15 protein-coding genes are annotated in these 15,185 nt (G+C 62.0%); 8 read left to right on the top strand and 7 right to left on the bottom strand.

Going from position 1 to position 15,185, the window contains the following annotated elements:
• Nucleotides 1-38: 38 nt before the first annotated feature.
• On the top strand, nucleotides 39-992 hold the full coding sequence (locus tag AC1D11_RS08230; protein WP_477646475.1) for a LysR family transcriptional regulator: 954 nt from the start codon (nucleotides 39-41) through the stop codon (nucleotides 990-992).
• 145 nt (nucleotides 993-1,137) lie between these two features.
• Complete coding sequence (locus tag AC1D11_RS08225) at nucleotides 1,138-1,626, top strand: Lcl C-terminal domain-containing protein (protein ID WP_477646476.1); 489 nt, start codon at nucleotides 1,138-1,140, stop codon at nucleotides 1,624-1,626.
• Nucleotides 1,627-1,664: 38 nt separating this feature from the next.
• Here AC1D11_RS08225 and AC1D11_RS08220 read toward each other — a convergent pair whose 3' ends face one another.
• Entirely contained in the window at nucleotides 1,665-2,699 is a 1,035-nt protein-coding gene (locus tag AC1D11_RS08220; RefSeq protein ID WP_477646477.1) for an NADP-dependent oxidoreductase, read from the bottom strand.
• A 122-nt stretch (nucleotides 2,700-2,821) separates the two neighbouring features.
• On the opposite strand from AC1D11_RS08220, the gene maiA reads away from it, so the two are divergent.
• Both maiA and pgeF read left to right on the top strand, forming a co-directional pair.
• Nucleotides 2,822-3,460 carry a maleylacetoacetate isomerase gene (gene maiA, locus AC1D11_RS08215; protein WP_477646478.1) on the top strand — a complete coding sequence of 213 codons (639 nt, stop codon included), beginning with the start codon at nucleotides 2,822-2,824 and terminating at the stop codon, nucleotides 3,458-3,460.
• Between the two features lie 183 nt (nucleotides 3,461-3,643).
• Complete coding sequence (gene pgeF, locus AC1D11_RS08210; protein WP_477651072.1) at nucleotides 3,644-4,459, top strand: peptidoglycan editing factor PgeF; 816 nt, start codon at nucleotides 3,644-3,646, stop codon at nucleotides 4,457-4,459.
• On the opposite strand, the gene AC1D11_RS08205 is transcribed toward pgeF, so the two are convergent.
• Nucleotides 4,361-4,699 (bottom strand): hypothetical protein, encoded by a 339-nt coding sequence (locus tag AC1D11_RS08205; protein WP_477646606.1) that lies wholly within the window; start codon nucleotides 4,697-4,699, stop codon nucleotides 4,361-4,363. The two genes, pgeF and AC1D11_RS08205, sit on opposite strands and share 99 nt — an antisense overlap.
• A 110-nt stretch (nucleotides 4,700-4,809) precedes the next feature.
• On the opposite strand from AC1D11_RS08205, the gene phaC reads away from it, so the two are divergent.
• The 4 genes from phaC to AC1D11_RS08185 all read left to right on the top strand — a co-directional run bounded on the left by phaC (nucleotide 4,810) and on the right by AC1D11_RS08185 (nucleotide 10,671).
• Nucleotides 4,810-6,576 carry a class I poly(R)-hydroxyalkanoic acid synthase gene (gene phaC, locus AC1D11_RS08200; protein ID WP_477646480.1) on the top strand — a complete coding sequence of 589 codons (1,767 nt, stop codon included), beginning with the start codon at nucleotides 4,810-4,812 and terminating at the stop codon, nucleotides 6,574-6,576.
• A gap of 81 nt (nucleotides 6,577-6,657) precedes the next feature.
• Complete coding sequence (locus AC1D11_RS08195; RefSeq protein WP_477646481.1) at nucleotides 6,658-7,836, top strand: acetyl-CoA C-acetyltransferase; 1,179 nt, start codon at nucleotides 6,658-6,660, stop codon at nucleotides 7,834-7,836.
• Nucleotides 7,837-7,976: 140 nt separating this feature from the next.
• Nucleotides 7,977-8,714 carry an acetoacetyl-CoA reductase gene (gene phbB / locus AC1D11_RS08190; RefSeq protein WP_457280389.1) on the top strand — a complete coding sequence of 246 codons (738 nt, stop codon included), beginning with the start codon at nucleotides 7,977-7,979 and terminating at the stop codon, nucleotides 8,712-8,714.
• A gap of 247 nt (nucleotides 8,715-8,961) precedes the next feature.
• A complete protein-coding gene (locus tag AC1D11_RS08185) occupies nucleotides 8,962-10,671 on the top strand; it encodes a cation:proton antiporter domain-containing protein (protein ID WP_477646482.1) in 1,710 nt (569 codons plus the stop codon).
• Here AC1D11_RS08185 and AC1D11_RS08180 read toward each other — a convergent pair.
• From AC1D11_RS08180 to AC1D11_RS08160, 5 genes are all read right to left on the bottom strand, one after another.
• Complete coding sequence (locus tag AC1D11_RS08180) at nucleotides 10,668-11,288, bottom strand: DsbA family protein (RefSeq protein WP_477646483.1); 621 nt, start codon at nucleotides 11,286-11,288, stop codon at nucleotides 10,668-10,670. The genes AC1D11_RS08185 and AC1D11_RS08180 overlap by 4 nt on opposite strands.
• 32 nt (nucleotides 11,289-11,320) lie before the next feature.
• Nucleotides 11,321-12,040 (bottom strand): glutathione binding-like protein, encoded by a 720-nt coding sequence (locus AC1D11_RS08175; RefSeq protein WP_477646484.1) that lies wholly within the window; start codon nucleotides 12,038-12,040, stop codon nucleotides 11,321-11,323.
• Nucleotides 12,041-12,074: 34 nt separating this feature from the next.
• Nucleotides 12,075-12,608, bottom strand: a complete 534-nt coding sequence (locus AC1D11_RS08170; protein ID WP_477646485.1) for a cupin domain-containing protein — start codon at nucleotides 12,606-12,608, stop codon at nucleotides 12,075-12,077.
• Between the two features lie 75 nt (nucleotides 12,609-12,683).
• Nucleotides 12,684-13,079, bottom strand: coding sequence for an RNA-binding protein (locus AC1D11_RS08165; RefSeq protein ID WP_477646486.1), 396 nt, complete (start codon nucleotides 13,077-13,079; stop codon nucleotides 12,684-12,686).
• 224 nt (nucleotides 13,080-13,303) lie between these two features.
• Complete coding sequence (locus AC1D11_RS08160; protein ID WP_477646487.1) at nucleotides 13,304-15,106, bottom strand: M14 family metallopeptidase; 1,803 nt, start codon at nucleotides 15,104-15,106, stop codon at nucleotides 13,304-13,306.
• Between the last annotated feature and the right edge of the window lie 79 nt (nucleotides 15,107-15,185).

Below are 15,185 nucleotides of genomic sequence, written 5' to 3'. Positions count from 1 at the left end.
GAATTCAATTCACAGTAATTCGCGCAAAATACCAGCCCATGCCCCGCATAGACGTCAACCGCTCCGGTGAAATGGAGGCCTTTGTCCAGGTCGTGGACAAAGGCGGTTTTTCGGCCGCCGCCCGGCAGCTGTGCATGACCCCTTCGGCCGTCAGCAAGCTGGTGACCCGGCTGGAGGCGCGGCTGGGTACGCGGCTTGTCAACCGCACTACGCGCAAGCTGCAGCTCACACCGGAAGGCACGACGTTTTACGAGCAGAGCACGCGCGTGCTGGCCGACATGGACGAGGCCGAGCGCGGCGCGGCCGCCGGCGCCATGCCGCGCGGGCGCGTCAGTATCAACGCCAGCATGCCCACCGCGCACTGCCTGCTGTTGCCGCTGGTGCCGGCCTTCCACGAGCGCTTCCCGGACATCTCGCTGGACATCACCTTGACTGACCGCGTAGTCGACCTGCTGGACGAGCGCACCGATGTGGCAATCCGCTGGGGTGCACTCGCGTCGTCCCAACTGGTGGCGCGGCGCCTGGGTGATACCGCGCAGGTGATTGTCGGCAGCCCTGATTACCTGGCGCGACACGGCACGCCGCAGACGATGGAAGAACTCGAAATCCATCAGCGCCTGGCCCATACCTTCAAACGCAATATGCATTACTGGCCGGTGCGGGTAGACGGGCAGGTTCAGCAGCTGCCGATCACCGGCTATGCGCGCGCCAGCGACGGCGAGGCGCTGCGCCATCTGGTGCTGGCGGGCGCCGGGCTGGCCCGCATGTCGATATTCCACGTCGGCCGCGACATTGACGCGGGCCGCCTGGTGCCGGTGGCTGAAAGCCTGAACCCGGGCGAGCGCGAACCCATCCATGCAGTATTTGTCGGCCGGGGCGGCCGCTTGCCGGCGCGCGTGCGCGTGCTGCTGGATTTTCTGGTTGAGCAGGTCACGCAGGAGGTTCTTGATGGTGGCGGGCTCGGGCATGACTACCAGCTGCATCAGCCCTGACGCCTGAATGCGGCCGCACACAAACAGTGCATGCGCGCTAAGTACTACCCCCTACATAGGTTCCCTATGGTTGCAGCGAGATAACTTGCCTAGTATTGGTAACAAGTCGTAAGGTTGCAAGGCCGCTCCGGCCATGGAGATTTCTATGCACCGCAATTCCGTCCACACCTTGGGTCTTTCCCTTTTGCTGTTGGCTTTGTCCAGCGCAAGTTTTGCGCAGGAGCGCTTCAGCGTATCCGCAGACAACCAGGAAGTCACCGATAGCCGCACCGGCCTGGTCTGGCGGCGTTGCGCGGAAGGCATGGTCTGGAAGGGCAAGACCTGCACCGGGCAACCGGCTTTTCTGAATCATCCCGATGCGGCTGCGCGTGCCAAGGCGGCTTCCGCGCCGGAGGCCGAATGGCGCCTGCCGATTCTCAAAGAACTCTCCAGCATCGTCTCTGCACGGGAGGCTGACGTGGACAAGGCGGCGATAGATCCCAATGCTTTTCCGGGCACGCCCGTGGCGCGCTTCTGGACATCGAGCAGCACCGGCCCGGGCTATTTCACCTTTGTGGGTTTCAGCGACGGTAGCGCCGGTGAAGCCCCGCGCGCCACGGCGGCCGTCGTGCGCCTGGTGCGCAATGCGAAGTAAGCGGCACCCAACGCCGGCAGCAGCCGGCGCATCGGGCCTCAGTCTTTGGCCACCTGCAGCACCAGTTTGCCGAAGTTCTCGCCGTTGAAAAGCTTGAGCAGTGTTTCCGGGAAAGTGTCCAGTCCCTCGACGATGTCTTCCTTGCTTTTCATGGTACCGGCCTTGAGATAGCCGGCCATCTCCGCCACACCGACGTGGTAGCGGTCGGCGTAATCGAACACCACGATGCCTTCCATACGGGCGCGGTTCACCAGCAGCGACAGGTAATTGGCCGGGCCCTTCACGGGCGTGGTGTTGTTGTACTGGCTGATGGCGCCGCAGATGATGATGCGGGCGCCGCGCGCCAGCCGCGCCAGCACCATGTCCAGGATCTCGCCGCCCACGTTGTCGAAGTAGATGTCGATGCCCTTGGGGCAATGTTCCTTCAATCCGGCGCGCACGTCGCCGTTCTTGTAGTCGATGCAGGCGTCGAAGCCCAACTCATTGACCACCCAGTCGCACTTGGCCTTGCCGCCGGCGATGCCGATCACGCGGCAACCCTTGAGCTTGGCAATCTGGCCCACTGTCTGGCCCACGGCGCCGGCCGCGCCGGAAACCACGACGGTTTCGCCGGCCTTGGGCAGGCCGACTTCCAGCAGGCCGAAGTAGCCTGTCATGCCCGGCAGGCCCAGCACGTTGAGCCAAGATGTGAGGCCCAGGCGCGGGTCGATCTTGAACATGCCGCTGCGCTTGATCTGGTCGGCCGGGATCAGGCAATACTCCTGCACGTCGAGGGCGGCGTTGACGTAGTCGCCTACGGAAAAGGCCGGGTTCTGGGAGGCGATCACCTTGCCCACGCCGCCCGCGCGCATCACGGCCCCGATCTCGACCGGCGGGATGTAGCTCTTGGCGTCATTCATCCAGCCGCGCATGGCGGGGTCCAGCGACAGGTACAGGGTTTTGACGAGCACGCCGCCCGGGCCGGGTTCGGCCACGGGCTCGGTGGTGAAGCTCCAGTTGTCGCGGGTGGGCAGGCCGACGGGGCGGCTTGCCAGGCGAATCTGGTGGTTGGCTAAGGTGGCGATGGCGCTCATGGTGGTCTCCGCTGAATGGGGGTAAAGGTTGTCGCCGGAATGGTAGCGGCGACCGGGCTTTGCACCAGTCGCGCAGGCGATTCGCGCGGCGGGCTGGCAAGGTTTGGGTTTATGCTTTAGAGATGAAACTCCACAACTATTTCCGCTCTTCTTCGTCGTTTCGTGTACGCATTGCGATGGAGCTCAAGGGCCTGGACTACGACTACATTCCCGTGCACATCGCCAAAGGCGAGCACAAGCAGCCGCCTTACGCCGCCCTGGCCGCCGACACCCTGGTGCCCCTGCTGGAAGTCGATGGGGAAAAGCTGTCGCAGTCGATGGCCATCATCGAATACCTCGATGAAAAGCATCCCGAGCCGGCCCTGCTACCGGCCGATGCGATGGACCGTGCCAAAGTGCGCGCGCTGGCCCAGTCCATCGCCTGCGAAATCCACCCCGTCAACAACCTGCGCGTCCTGAAATACCTGGTCAAGGAACTCAAGCTCGACGAAGCTGCAAAGAACGCCTGGTATGTGCACTGGTGCCGTGAAGGCCTGGAGGCCTTTGAACGCCAGCTGGCCCAGTTGCCCGCGTCGACCTATTGCTATGGCAACACGCCCACGCTGGCCGACTGCTGTCTGGTCCCACAAATCTTCAATGCCAAACGTTTTAACGTGAGCTTTGACGGACTTCCGCGCACCATGGCCGCGTTTGACGCCTGCATGGCGCTGCCGGCCTTTCAGAAGGCCCAGCCTTCGGCCTGCCCCGACAACGAAGCCTAAATATGTGGCCCCCACGTTCCCCACTTCGTGTGGTTCACGAGGCCTTGCAGGCCGCGGCTTGCGAGACGCTACGCCTCTGTCGCCTGTCCAAACCTGCTCAAGCAGGTTCGGAGCCGCAGGCTCCAGCCCCTCAGGGGCGAATTTTCCCAGGGGCGGCCCGTCGGAAAATTACCGGTGCCTGTTTTGCATACTGATTGGCTGATTCCCGACTGGCCGGCGCCTGCCTGCGTGCGTGCAGTGTTCACCACACGCGCCGGTGGCGTGTCGCCCGTTCCCTATGACAGCCTGAACCTGGGTGACCACGTCGGCGACCAGCCGGCCAATGTTGCGGCGAACCGTGACGTGCTGCGGCGGGCAACGGACAGCCACCCGGTGTTCCTTCAGCAGGTGCATGGCAGCGAGGTGCTGGTATTGAGCGCCGATGCCGCTGACGGCCAGTCAGCCGATGCCTGCGTGACGGATCAGGCGGGACTTGCCTGCACCATCATGGTGGCCGATTGCTTGCCGGTGCTGTTCGCGAGCGAAGATGGCGCTGTGGTGGCCGCAGCGCATGCGGGCTGGCGCGGACTGGCAGGAAGCCAAGCAGGACCGGGCGGTGTACTGGAGGCGGTTTATGAGTCATTTCGGGCTCTGGCCCAACAAGAACGGGCGCAAGCTGCTACCAAAACAATAGCATGGCTCGGTCCGTGCATTGGGCCTTCAGCGTTCGAAGTCGGCGCTGAAGTCAAGGCCGCGTTCGAAACCGTGCAGCCTGACGCCGGCCGGTGTTTTACGCCGTGCGGCAGCGGTAAATACCTGGCCGACTTGCCGGCGTTGGCGCGTTTGCGCCTCAAGGCGATAGGGATTACACAGGTGTACGGCAATGACGGCAGCGATGCATGGTGCACCGTGGGCAATCCGTCAAGATTCTTTTCCCACCGGCGGGATGCCGGTGTCGCCGGTAATGGGTTCGGCACCACGGGTCGCATGGCCGCCTGCATCTGGCGCGTGCGACGGTGAGGGTTTGTCTGGGGCTGCGTCCACGCCTGCAGTTTGCTGCAGGCGCTCTGCTGCAGCGCGTTTCTTGATCGCCTTGCTGCGGGCAGGTGCACCCATCAGGTAAACCACCAATGCCACAGGACCCAGTCCATAGAGTACAAAGGTGACCAGTGCCCCCAGAAGTGTGCCGGTGCTGTTGGTGGCTTCGGCAACACTCATCATGAGCACAACGTAAATCCAGGCGATGACAATCAAATACATAAATACGTAGAACTCCGCGGCCCTGGTGAGCAATTTGTAATGCAAATCCTACGATACTGTTGGTGTGCTCAAAAGAGTCACCAGGACTCAACATGGATCGGGGAGACAAGATGAATTTTGACGCAAAGCAGGCCGAAGCGGCCCGGCAGATGCAAGAGACCTTTGCGGCAGGCCTGCAGCAGGCCATGAGTGTCATGGCAAACGCCGGATCAAGCGCCGGCTTCAATACTGGTGCAAACAACGGATTCGCACCAATGAGTGCATTCAGCCCAGGCCGAACCCCAGCGGCACTCCAGTTCGATCCGGCCAGGCTCCAGGAATTGCAGCAGCGCTATATCGCAGACGCCTCAGCCCTGTGGAACCAGGGGTTGCAGGAGGGCGCCGATACCCTGGTGTCGTCTGACCGCAGGTTTTCAAGCGCGGCCTGGAAGACCAACCCCGTCTCGAAATTTTCGGCTTCCACCTATCTGCTGAACGCCCGCACCCTCATGGCCCTGGCCGACGCCGTCGAAGGCGACGCGAAGACCCGCGCACGCGTGCGCTTCGCGGTCGAGCAATGGATGGCGGCCACGGCGCCCAGCAATTTCCTGGCGCTCAATGCCGAGGCGCAGCAAAAAGCCATCGAGAGCCAGGGCGAAAGCATTGCCCAGGGTCTTACCAACCTGCTGCACGATTTGAAGCAGGGCCACGTGTCCATGACCGACGAACGTGTGTTCGAGGTCGGCAAAAACGTTGCCACCACCGAAGGCGCGGTGGTGTTTGAAAATGAATTCTTTCAACTGCTGGAGTACAAGCCCCTGACGGCAAAGGTGTACGAAAAGCCTTTCCTGCTGATCCCGCCATGCATCAACAAGTTCTACATCCTTGACCTGCAGCCCGAGAACTCGCTGATCCGCTATGCCGTCAGCCAGGGCCACCGCACCTTCGTGGTGAGCTGGCGCAACCCCGATGAGTCGATGGCCAGGAAGACGTGGGACGACTACATCGAGCATGCCGCCATCAAGGCGATCGAGGTGGTGCAGGAGATCACCGGCGCCAAGACCCTGAACGCACTGGGATTTTGCGTGGGCGGCACCATCCTCGGAACAGCGCTGTCCGTACTGGCTGCACAGGGTAAAAAGCCGGTGGCGAGTGCCACGCTGCTTACCTCGTTTCTTGATTTCACCGACACCGGCATCCTTGATATCTTCATCGACGAAACCTCGGTCAAGTACCGCGAGGCCGAGATGGGGCAGGGCGGCTTGCTCAAAGGTCAGGACCTGGCTTCCACTTTCAGTTTCCTGCGGCCGAATGACCTGGTCTGGAACTACGTGGTCGGCAATTACCTGAAGGGCGAAACACCGCCTCCGTTTGACCTGCTGTACTGGAACAGCGACTCCACCAACCTGCCGGGCCCGTTTTACGCCTGGTACCTGCGAAATACCTATTTCGAGAACAATCTCATCAAGCCGGGCAAGACCGTGGTGTGCGGCCAGAAAGTAGACTTGCGCAAGGTCGACATTCCTGTGTACATCTACGGCTCGCGTGAAGACCACATCGTGCCGATTGGCGGCGCTTATGCCTCCACACAGCATTTGCCTGGAAAAAAGAGGTTTGTCATGGGTGCTTCCGGCCATATTGCGGGAGTGATCAATCCGCCAGCCAAGAAAAAACGAAGCTACTGGACCCGGGACAAACTGCCTCAGGGAAAATTTCCCGAGACGCAAGCCGGCTGGCTCGAGGGCGCGACAGAACATCCTGGCAGCTGGTGGACCGACTGGTCCGGATGGCTCCAGGGCCATGCTGGCAAGCAAATTGCTGCACCGAAAACCTATGGCAGCCGCAAGTACAAAGTCATTGAGGCTGCGCCGGGCCGCTATGTCAAGGCAAAAGCCTGACGCAGCAACCCGCGCCTCCCCAGACCGCATTCATAAAAACGCATTCATAAACGCATCCTAAAACTTCAAAAGGGACACATCATGGAAGACATCGTTATCGTTGCTGCCGGCCGCACCGGCGTCGGTAAATTCGGCGGCTCGCTCGCCAAAATACCCGCAACCGAACTCGGCGCAGCCGTCATCAAGGGTGTGCTGGAGCGTTCCGGCCTCAATGCCGACCAGCTCGGCGAGGTCATCATGGGTCAGGTATTGACGGCCGGCGTCGGCCAGAACCCGGCGCGCCAGTCGGTCATCAAGGCCGGTTTTCCCAACGGCATTCCGGGCCTGACCATCAATGCGGTCTGCGGTTCCGGCCTGAAGGCTGTCATGCTGGCAGCGCAGGCGGTGGCCACGGGCGACAGCGAAATCGTCATTGCCGGCGGTCAGGAGAACATGAGCGCTGCCCCGCATGTGCTCAATGGTTCGCGCGACGGCCAGCGCATGGGCGACTGGAAGATGATCGACTCCATGATCGTCGATGGCCTGTGGGACGTCTACAACCAGTACCACATGGGCATCACCGCAGAGAACGTGGCAAAAAAATACGAGATCAATCGGGAAGCGCAGGACGCATTGGCCCTGGCCAGCCAGACCAAGGCTGCGGCCGCGCAGGACGCCGGCAAGTTCAAGGATGAAATCATCCCCATCACTATTCCCCAGAAAAAAGGTGATCCGGTGGTGTTTGCTGCGGACGAATTCATCAACCGCAAAACCAGCGCCGAAGGCCTGGCGGGCCTGCGCCCGGCGTTTGACAAGGCCGGTGGTGTGACGGCCGGCAATGCCTCGGGCCTGAACGACGGCGCTGCCGCCGTGATGGTCATGACGGCCAAAAAAGCCGCCGCCCTGGGCCTCAAGCCATTGGCGCGCATTGCCAGCTATGCAACCACCGGCCTCGACCCGGCCTACATGGGCATGGGCCCGGTCCCCGCATCGACCAAGGCGCTGCAGCGCGCAGGCTGGAAGGCCCAGGACCTCGACCTGCTTGAAATCAACGAAGCTTTTGCCGCCCAGGCCTGCGCGGTCAACAAGGAGATGGGTTGGGACACCAGTAAGGTCAACGTCAACGGCGGCGCCATCGCGATCGGCCACCCGATCGGCGCGTCCGGCTGCCGCATCCTCGTGACGCTGCTGCACGAAATGGCGCGGCGCGATGCGAAAAAAGGCATTGCCAGCCTCTGCATCGGCGGCGGCATGGGGGTTGCCCTCACACTGGAACGCTGAATATAAGGTAAAAGAGGCTGAGACTGGCTTGCACCGTGCGCAAGCAGCTATTAAATCGATAGCGAATCACGGTGGGCCGTTCGGCAGGGAAGTCATCAGGTAAACGGTTTCGAATAATTCACAAAATCAAGGAGAGCGAAATGGCAAAAAAAGTAGCGTATGTCACGGGCGGTATGGGCGGCATTGGAACTGCCATCTGCCAACGGCTGGACAAGGATGGGTTCACGGTGATCGCCGGATGCGGCCCCACGCGCGACTTCACCAAATGGCTCGACGAGCAAAAAGCCCTGGGCCATACTTTTTATGCTTCGGTGGGCAACGTTGGCGACTGGGATTCCACCGTCACGGCCTTTGACAAGGTCAAGGCTGAGCATGGCCCCGTGGCTGTGCTGGTCAACAACGCCGGCATCACGCGCGACGGCCAGTTCCGCAAGATGAGCAAGGCCGATTGGGATGCCGTGATCTCCACCAACCTCAACAGCATGTTCAACGTGACCAAGCAGGTCATCGAGGGCATGATTGAAGCGGGTTTCGGGCGCATCATCAACATCTCGTCCGTCAACGGCCAGAAGGGCCAGTTTGGCCAGGTGAACTATTCCACCGCCAAGGCCGGCCTGCACGGCTTCACGATGGCGCTGGCGCAAGAGGTGGCGGCCAAGGGCGTGACGGTCAACACGGTTAGCCCCGGCTATATCGGCACCGACATGGTCAAAGCCATACGCCCTGACGTGCTGGAGAAAATCGTCGCAGGCGTGCCCGCCAAACGGCTCGGCCAGCCCGAGGAGATCGCCTCCATCATTTCCTGGATCGCGTCCGATGAAGGCGGCTACGCCACCGGCGCCGACTTCTCGCTCAATGGCGGCCTGCACATGGGTTGATTGCCCTCACCGGCCCGTGACTGAAAACCCGCTTCGGCGGGTTTTTTTGTGCCCGGCTGTTTGTCGCAAACAATCTGCAAAGCCGTCAAATGCGTGGGGACTTGGCAATGGGTCACTTCAATCGTCTGTAGTAAATTAAAGAGACACGTTCGACGGGACAGCCCGCACACTGGGCTGTGTCGAGGGCCTTCCCTGGAGTCTGAACGGCTCTTAACCGCTTTTCGCTTTCGAGAAGGAATCCTCCTGCATGCCCCATAGCGTTTCTTTGATCAGCACGATTGCCGCCGGCCTGGGCCTGGCCCTGATTTTTGGTTTTCTTGCCGTGCGGCTGCGCTTGCCCGCGCTGGTGGGCTACCTGCTCGCGGGTGTGATCATCGGGCCGTTCACGCCCGGCTTTGTAGCGGATGCGGAGATCGCGAGCCAGCTCGCTGAAATCGGGGTGATGCTGCTGATGTTCGGAGTAGGGCTTCATTTCTCGCTGGACGACCTGCTGGCGGTGCGTAAGATCGCGGTGCCCGGAGCCGTCGTGCAGATGACGGTCGCCACCGCGCTCGGCATGGGCCTCGCGCACTGGTGGGGCTGGAATCTCGGGGGAGCGCTGGTGTTCGGCCTGTCGCTGTCCGTCGCCAGTACCGTGGTGCTGCTTCGGGCCCTGGAAGGCCGCGGCATTCTCGACTCGGTCAATGGGCGGATCGCCGTGGGTTGGCTGGTCGTGGAGGACCTGGCCATGGTGCTGGTGCTGGTTCTGCTTCCGCCGCTGGGCGGCTGGCTGTCGGGCAAGGTAGACGCGGACATCAATGCGCTGTGGAAAACACTGGGCATCACGCTGCTGCAAGTGGGCGGCTTCGTGGCGCTGATGCTGGTGGTGGGGCGCCGTTTCTTCCCCTGGGTGCTGTGGCAGGTGCAGCGCACCGGCTCGCGCGAGCTGTTCACGCTGTGCGTGGTGGCCGCCGCCGTGAGCATCGCCTTTGGCGCGACGGCGCTGTTCGGCGTGTCTTTCGCGCTGGGCGCTTTCTTCGCCGGCATGGTGATGCGCGAATCCGAGTTCAGCCACCGGGCGGCCGAAGAGTCGCTGCCTTTGCGCGACGCTTTCGCCGTGCTGTTTTTTGTGTCTGTGGGCATGCTGTTCGACCCCTGGGTATTGCTGGAGCGGCCACTGCAGGTGCTGGCCGTGGTGGGCATCATCATCGTCGGCAAGACATTGGCGGCCGGCTTGCTGGTGATGGCATTTCGCTATCCGCTGAACACCGCGCTCACCGTCTCGGCCAGCCTCGCGCAGATCGGCGAGTTCTCGTTCATCCTGGTGGGCCTGGGTGCATCGCTGGGCCTGCTGCCCCCCGAAGGGCAAAGCCTGGTGCTGGCGGGTGCGCTGATATCGATTGCACTCAACCAGCTGGTCTTCAAGGCCGTTGAGCCCTTGCAGCAATGGATCCTGGCGAAGTCACCCCTGGCGCGCAAGCTGGAGGCCCGCGATGACCCGACGGCCGAGCTGCCGGCCACGACCGACCAGAAGTATTTGTCGAATCATGTGGTGCTGGTGGGCTATGGACGGGTAGGGCGGCGTATCGCCGATGCACTGAAGGCCCATCACATTCCGTTTGTGGTGGCAGAGCAGAATCGCGAGGCAGTGGAACGGCTTCGGGAACAGGGTATCGCGGCCGTGTCTGGCGATGCGGTGGAGGCGGAAGTTCTGGTTCAGGCGCACATCGCGCAGGCGCGCATGCTCGTGATCGCGACGCCCGACACGCTGGACGTCAGGCGGATGGTCGCCACTGCGCGTTCACTGAATCCGGCCATCGAAACCGTGGTGCGCACCCACAATGAGGCTGAAGCGCGCCTGCTCGACAACGAGAAGGCCGGCAAGGTCTTCCTCGGTGAACAGGAGCTGGCACAGTCGATGGCGCGCCATGTGCTGGAGCGCACCGGTGCCACCGGCGCGTCAACCGCAGCGCATTAGGCGCTTGCTCTGGCCCGCAACACAGCGGAGCGCACCAGCGCAAGCCTGTCGTTGCCGAAATACATGTCGTCGCCCACAAAGAAGGTGGGTGAACCGAACGCACCGCGCCGGATCGCTTCGTCGGTGTTGGTTTTGAGTTGATCCTTGATGTCGGGCCTTGCGATGCCAGCCAGAAACGCTGCGGGATCAATGCCAACTTGCCGGCAAATCGCGGCCAGCACTTCATCCTGCGAGATATCTTCTTCACGTGTGAAATAGGCTGCGAAGGTAGCTGCGATGAATCCCAGGTAATGCGGTTGGGCTGTGGTGTCCTGTTCAATCCATAAGCAGCCCCGCATGGCCTTGACGCTGTTGACCGGGAACACCCTGGGCGGGAAGGCGATCTTCAGTCCTGCTTCGCGTGCGCTGTCCTGTACGTCCTTGAGCATGTAGCGGTTCTTCGGCGTGTCCATGTCTTCACGCGCCGCATAAATGCCTTTGTTGACGCTGTTGAAGATGCCTCCTACCAGCACCGGACGCCAGCGAATGGGTTCCCTCAACTCGGCTGCCAGCGGCTGGATGTTGCGAAAGGCGATGTAGGTCCAGGGGCTGGAGCAGTCGAAGAAAAATTCAATCATGGGTATCCCGGTTTTTGAGGGAGGAAGGGGGGTCACGAAACCTTGTGCGCGCCGTTCCGTACGCTTTGCGCTGTCTGCCCAAACAAGGCCTTGCGTGCCTCATCGGTCAGCGCCGGTGCGCGCAGTTCCTTGCCCTGGTCCAGCCCGCGTTTGACGGCAGGCCTTTCAAACAGGGCGTCGTACCAGCGTTGTACATGGGGAAATTTTTGCAAGTCAACCTGCTGAGCCTTGTGTGTACGCACCCAGGGAAAGATGGCCATGTCGGCGACGGAGTAATCAGCACCCGCCACATGCGCACCGGTGCGTGCCAGTTGCGCATCGAGCACGCCGTAAAGGCGGTCCACTTCCTTGCTGTAGCGCTCGATCGCATAAGGGATTTTGTCCGGCGCATACAAAAGAAAATGTCCGTTTTGCCCCGCCATGGGACCGAGCCCACCCATCTGCCACATCAGCCACTGCATAGCCTGGTAGCGCTCGCGCAATTCGGCAGGCAGAAAGCGGCCGGTCTTTTCGGCCAGGTACACCAGGATGGCGCCGCTCTCAAACACCGCCACAGGTGCCCCGCCGCCGGGAGGCGCATGGTCGACGATGGCCGGCATGCGGTTGTTGGGGCTGATCGCGAGAAATTCCGGCGTGAACTGCGCACCCTTGCCGATGTTTACCGGGAGGAGCCGGTAAGGCAGGCCGCACTCTTCCAGCATGATGGAAATCTTCCAACCGTTGGGTGTAGGCCAGTAATGCAGGTCAATCATGGGAAATCCTCGGGGTTCTTGAACTTGTTGAGCGCTAGATAAATGGCGCCAGCTGCGGATGGTCGGCGGCGATTTGCCGGGCTTCGTTGCCGCCAGACTCCATCATCCGGAAGTCGGAAAAATCAAAACCCGGACCCACCATGCAGGCCATGAGGGTGTAGCCCGCCGCGGCATTCGCCTGTGGCCTGGCCGCCTGCCAAAGGCCGGCAGCCACAACGTGTTGAGGGGTGGTTGCCGCACTGACAGGGCCCAGCGCCGTACGGCTCAGGCGGTTGTCCTCCGCGTTCCACGTCCAGAGATCGAGTGATGCGCCCTCCAGATGGACCCACACCTCGTCGGAAAGAACGCGGTGCCAGCGTGAGTGCTGGGTGGCGTCAAGCAAAAAGTAAATCGAGGTCAGGGCATTGCGCACCGGTCTTCCGTCCTGCGGCGCAACTTGCTGTGTGGAGCGGAACACCTCGCAGTACCAGCCTCCTTCCGGATGCGGTTTCAGCCGCAGCTGTTCAATGAGATGGCGGGCGCGGGGCGTCGTAGTGGGCAGGTCTGAAGTGTGGCTGGACTGGGGCATGAGGCGCAGTGTGCCTTAAACCCGGGCCGGTTTTCAACCTGCCCCGATTGTCCTTGGGCACCTGCGGGACGGGCGTTACTCCAGGTCCTCGATCGCCAGGCTGTGGTACTTTTGCGCATAGGAAAAAGGCACCGTCCGCACGACCTCCATGATGCGCTCCGTGGCGTCTTTGGACGGCACCGGAATCATCAGCGCGTGGTGGCCTTCCCGTGCGAGGTCCACGTACTTGTGGACCGTCGCGCCCTCAGTGCCAACACGCGGCAGGTTCACGTCCGAATGGCCATCCGCCTTGCCGATATCTTCGAGAATGTCTTCCGGTGTCAGCAGCATGATGCCGTTGCTGGCCATTTCCAGTTCATGGGCCACGTGCCTGGCGTCTTCAAGATTCGGGAACATGATGAACGCGTAGCCGGTGGGATAAAACACACCACCCATACTGAGCATTTTTTTGGTCAGTTCGAAGTTCTTCATGGCGGGTCCTTTCATGCATTGCGTTGGTTCAACGAATCATTAAGGCGTGGAAACTGTAAATTTCCGGTCAGCCATGACATCCTCTTCCTGTCAGACGTCATCGTCAAGTCAGGCCCGAGACTCATCTCTTATGCCAGCAGGGGCCGCGGAACCGGCTTTGCCGGGCCGCAGGCGCAGCGCCCCCTCGGGGGGCAGCGCATTACACGAAGTGAAAAGCGTGGGGGCTAAAGGTCTTCCAGCTTGATGGTCGGCTCAGCCATCACACGCACGGTGCTTTGCAGGCCCTGCAGGAGCTGGTTGGCGAAGTAGCTGCTCTGGGTGTCGGGCTCCAGTGCAGCAAACACCAGGTTGCCAAGCGGTTGATTCAGCGGCACATAGTAGCTGCCGCGAGGCACGTCCACCACGCCGCGAGTCAGGCTGACCTGGACTTTGAGAACGGCTTTGCCGTCGGCGATGGTGCCGCGCACGTCCTGCCGTTCACCCGAGGTGCTGGACGTTTCCCGATAGCTGTCGCCGAGCATGGAACCCTGTTCGGCAACGCGCTGCACCTGGACGCCGTGCAGCCGCAGCCGGTCGACGGCTACGGTGGAGGCTGCCGACAGCCAATAGCCGCAGGGGCGTGCGCGGGCTTTAAGGCTGCGTAACGCAAGGGCAGAATCCCAGTCCACGGATACGGTCTTGTCTGCGCCTGTCACGGGGTCGAGCATGAGCAAGTCGTACTGTGCGGAAGTAGGCGCTGCCTCCACGACTGCTTCCTCCTTGCAGGCTTTGGCGCCGACTTCCTTGTCGAGGTAGGGCCGCAGCTGTTGCAGCTCGTTCGCGCGCTGGGCGGTGCTCGCCAGCGCACTGGTGATGGCTGTCACGTGGGTGTGAACACGCCGCTGGATATGCAGGCGGCCAATGCCGACACCGCGTGTTTCGATCAGCAGGCTGATGGCGTTTTTCAGTCCATAAACATTTCGGCCGGTGTCGGGTTGGGTGCCGCCCATCGAGATTTTTTTGTCGGCCAGGTCGCTTGAGGTGGTGTAGTACCACTCCGTGGTGAGGTTTTGGCCCTTGAGGGCTGCCAGCAGAGGGCGCCGGTACCACTCTTCCGCGGCCTTGGTCAAAAACTCGGGCAGGTTGGCAGTGGTGGCGTACTGGAACAGCGCGTCGAACTTCTGCACGCTGCCGAACTTCTGAAGGAAGCGGCCCACGACCGTGTACTCGTGGGCGTCGACCACCACAGTGGGGTGGTAATCGCGGGCGAGCCTGGCAAGCGCCTGGGCTTCCGGCGTGTTGAGCAGCATGTGGTCGCGGTTCATGTCCAGCCCGCCTGTGGTCGCACGCTGCTCATTCGCTGCGCCATCAGGATTGGCGCGCGGAACAATCACTACATTGATGCGGTCCAGTGCGGGCTGCAGCAAGCCTTGTGCAAGCTCCCGGGCGATGACCAGCAGCGCTTCGCTGCCGGCAGGCTCGTCGCCGTGCTGCTGGCCTACGAGGAGCACTGTGGGCTTGCCTGCTGACTGCACTACCGTGGGGTCCGTGCCGCCGGCACGGGTCAGGACCAGTGCTTCAAGTGTTTCACCGCGCTGTGACCGGCCTATGGGCAAAACGGCAGCCCTGACCCCGGGCGTGCGGGAAGCTGCGGCGGCCTGCTCGCGCAGCCATGCCTGGATTTCGGCCTGCGTGGTGAACGTGGTGCGGCCGGCTTGCAGCCCAGGCGTGTTGTAAACAACGGAGGGCGCCGGAAAGCGTGCGGCAACCGCGTCGCTATAAGGGGCAGGTTGGCTGACCGTTGCTGTTGGGGGCGCGACGGGAGAGGTCTGGACTGTAGCGGCCGCAGGTGCAGGACGTTGCGCGGCAGGCGCTGGGGCTGGTGAGGGCTCAGAAGTCTGTGTGGAGGGTGGCGTCCATGGCGGAAGCGGTACCGAAGTGCAGGCGGCCAGCAATGCCAGCGGAAGCAGCAGGGCAAGCGGGTACATGCGAAACGCGGGCGGGAGGTGAGGGTGTGGAGTGGAATTGTGCGGCATGGTCGGCGTCATTTTTTCCTGCACTTCAAGGCCTGGGCTGTTCGGGTGGTGTAACCGTCCATATTACCCGCTTGCCAGGATGCGGCACGCC

Source organism: Polaromonas sp. P1_E11 (assembly GCF_056405995.1).
This window is presented reverse-complemented; position numbering and strand designations above follow the sequence as displayed.